A 3,384-nucleotide genomic window follows, 5' to 3' on the forward strand; every position below is an offset into this window, starting at 1 on the left:
TCCGACAAGGACGGGGTCTACAACCGCGGCGACCTGTGCCCGGACACGCCGGCCGGCGTGATCGTCGACGACGACGGGTGCCCCCTGGACACCGACCTCGATGGCGTACCGAATGGGTGGGACCAGTGCCCGAACACCCCGCGCGGCGCCACGGTGGACGAGTACGGCTGTCCGTCCGACGATGACCTCGACATGGTCCTGAACGGGCTCGACAAGTGCCCTGACACGCCGCCGGGAGCCCTCGTGGACAAGGACGGCTGTCCGTTCGATACCGACGGTGACGGGTACCTGGACGGCATCGATCGCTGTCCGGACACGCCGCCGGGCGTCCCGGTCGACGACACCGGGTGCAGCGAGATCCAGGAGGGGATCCAGGCGGGACTGCTCGTGCTGCAGAACGTGTACTTCGATTTCAACGAGGACACCCTGCGGCCGGAATCGATGCCGATTCTCGACCAGGTGGGTCTCGCGCTTCTCCAGAGGCCGGGCATCAAGTTCGAGATCCAGGGTCACACGGACGCGATCGCGTCGATGGAGTACAACCAGGAGCTCAGTGAGCGCCGGGCGAACACCGTGCTCACCTACCTGCTGGACAACTTCCCGGAGCTCGACGCGGCGTTCTACTCGGCGCGCGGGCTCGGTGAAACCCGGCCCACGGCGACCAACGAGACGCCGGAGGGACGGCAGGAGAACCGGCGGGTGGAGTTCCACGAGATCGACTGATCCGGCCCCGCCCTTCGAGGCGGATCGTGGGGGGAGCGAGAGAAAAGGCCGGCCGGGGTTCGCCCCGGCCGGCCTTCTTTCACATCGGGAACCCGGGCGGCTCTTCGGCTTCCGCGAACTCCCAGCCGATCCAGAACACGAGTCGGGTCAGCCGGGCCGTCTTCTCGTAGTCCAGGCGGTCCGGCTCGTCCGATGGACGGTGGTAGTCGACGTGGAGACCGCTGGTCAGGAACAGAACCGGGATGCCGTACGTCACGAAGGGCGCCTGGTCGGATCGGTTGACCAGGTTTTCGCCGGGCCACGGGTCCGTGAGCAGGCTCATTCCGAGCTCCGGGCGGGCCTCGGCGACGCGGGTAGCCCGCTCGAAGATGTCCGAGTTCAGCTGGTAGATGGCAGCCACCGTGTCCGTCCAGTTACGGCCGACCATGTCCAGATTGATCATGGCGGCCACGTTTCCCATCGGGGCTTCCGGCGTCGTGACGAAGTGGCGGGAACCGAGCAGCCCCCTTTCCTCCGCGCTGAAGAACACGAACAGGATCGACCGCCGCGGAGGCGTGTCGAGGGAGGCGAACGCCTCCGCGAGCTCCAGAACGGCCGTGGTTCCGGAGGCGTTGTCATCGGCGCCGTTGTAGATGGAATCATCGGCCACCGGGAATCCGACCCCGAGGTGATCGAAATGCGCCCCGATCACCACGTGTTCCTGGCTGAGAGCGGGATCGGATCCGGTCAGCCGGGCGATCACGTTCACCGATTTGACCGTGTCTCCCGGCTGGGCGAAGAACCACTGCAGATACGGGCAGTCGCCCGCGTCGATTCCGCGCGTCGAGCATTCGGCATCCTCGTCCGTGCCCTGCGGCTGCAGTCCGAACCTGCTCAGTTCCGAGGCGAGATAGACGGCCGCCCGGTCGAGCTCCGGGCTGGGAGACCAGCGCCCCCGCATGGAGTCGTCCGCGATGATCTCCACCCGCTGGAGAACGTCGGTCGCCGAGATGGTGGCAGCGGCCGAGGCACCGTCGGGCGGCGGATCGGCCAGGGCCGGGGTTTCCGGCTCCGGTTCGGGCCCGGTGTGGGTCGGCGAGTCCGATCCGCCGCAGGCCGGTATGGCCAGAATCCACAGAAACGCCGTCGCGAACAGAACGGGCCCGGCCACGGCCGCGAGCCATGGCTTGCCGAAGCGAGTCGGCGCGCCTTCGATCATCCTCATGTCCCCTCCCTGCCGCCCGGCTCGTCCCGATCGGGACCGGCGCCGGCGCCGGCTTCCACTTCTACAACGTACGAAGAGCGCTTTTCCTCACCGTTCAGCGCCGCGACATCGAGCCGATAGGTACCGGAAACCTCCGGGATCCGTCGATCGAGACGGATTTCTGCCGACCCGCCTGCCGGGATACACGTGCCCCCGGCACCGGGATCCGTTCGACCTACGTCTCCGGGCCCGATCCCGTCATCCGACCGTGCCGGCGCTTCGATGCGCAGCCAGCCGAAAGCCTCGCGCCGTTCGCAGCGGACGAGGATCGCCCGGCAGTTCCGGCTTCGGCCCGCCCCCTCGTTTCGGATGTGCAGCCACACGTCGATTCCACCGGCTCTCCGCTCGAGGCGGACCTCACCGGGAAGGACCAGGCGCGGTCGCCAGTACCAGCGGGCCAGACGCCACGCTCCCGCCGCAGCGAGAGCCGCGATGCCAATGAGCAGCAGGCGTGTCATCACTCCGAACCCTCCACCGATCGACGGACGGCTCGCGCTACCCGAAGTGGGCTCGCCCGCCCTCACGGCAAGCTGCCCCTCGCCGATCCCCCGGGTCAACGGGCGCCTTCCTCAGGTTGTTCTTACCTTTGCAGCGGCGCGTAACGGCGCCGGCTCACACTCGAAACCGGGATCCCGACATGCGACGCTACGGCCAGCCCCATCGAAGACCCGTTCTTGCCCTTCTTCTTCCTCTCTTCCTGCTCGTTCATTCCTCGACCCTGCTCGCGCAGCCGGGCGGCGAGCGGTTTCCGGGGGACGAATGGATGCGGTACGCGAGCGTCGAGCAGGCCGGCTTCGATCCGGCGAAGCTCGAGGCGGCCTACGAGACGTGGGCGGAGCTTCCATCATCGGCGTTCATGGTGATCCGCGATGGAGCCGTCGTCACGGCCTGGGGGGATGTGGGGCGCCGCTTCATGTGCCACTCGGTCCGGAAGAGCTTTCTGTCGGCGCTGTACGGGATCTACTGGGACCGCGGCGAGATCGAGCTGAACAAGACGCTCGCCGACCTCGGGATCGACGACGAGCCGGAGCCGCTGCTCGACAGCGAGAAACAGGCCCGGATCCTCGATCTGCTCAAGGCCCGATCGGGCGTCTTCCACCCGGCGGCGTACGCGGGTCGGACCGACTCCCGTCCCCGGGGCAGCGAGGGCCCCGGCCGCTACTTCGCGTACAACAACTGGGACTTCAACACCCTCGCCGCCATCCTGGCGCTGGAGACCGGCGCGGATGTGTTCGAGGCGTTCGACGAGTACTTCGCGGTGCCGCTGGAGATGGAGGACTGGCGCGTTTCGGACGGCTACTACCACTACGAGCGGGACAAGTCGATGTATCCGGCCTACCCGTTCCGCCTGTCCGCCCGGGACGCCGCGCGTTTCGGGCTGCTGTTCGCCCGGGATGGGGTGTGGGATGGTGAGCGAA

The 3,384-nt window shown here is 67.8% G+C and carries 4 protein-coding genes; 2 read left to right on the plus strand and 2 right to left on the minus strand.

Features of this window, described 5'->3' with window-relative positions; genetic code table 11:
- The coding region (locus AC36XV_RS08835; RefSeq protein ID WP_492203319.1) for an OmpA family protein at positions 1 to 723 on the plus strand (723 nt) is incomplete at its 5' end.
- A 79-nt stretch (positions 724 to 802) separates the two neighbouring features.
- Here AC36XV_RS08835 and AC36XV_RS08840 read toward each other — a convergent pair.
- Together AC36XV_RS08840 and AC36XV_RS08845 are read right to left on the minus strand one after the other, a co-directional pair.
- Positions 803 to 1,927, minus strand: coding sequence for a M28 family metallopeptidase (locus AC36XV_RS08840; RefSeq protein WP_492203320.1), 1,125 nt, complete (start codon positions 1,925 to 1,927; stop codon positions 803 to 805).
- Positions 1,924 to 2,523, minus strand: coding sequence for a hypothetical protein (locus AC36XV_RS08845; RefSeq protein ID WP_492203321.1), 600 nt, complete (start codon positions 2,521 to 2,523; stop codon positions 1,924 to 1,926). The genes AC36XV_RS08840 and AC36XV_RS08845 overlap by 4 nt, the downstream gene beginning before the upstream one ends.
- Positions 2,524 to 2,603: 80 nt before the next feature.
- Here AC36XV_RS08845 and AC36XV_RS08850 point away from each other — a divergent pair.
- Positions 2,604 to 3,384 (plus strand): serine hydrolase domain-containing protein (locus AC36XV_RS08850; RefSeq protein ID WP_492203322.1); only part of this gene is annotated, 781 nt, incomplete at its 3' end.

The organism is Candidatus Benthicola sp., from assembly GCF_058719085.1.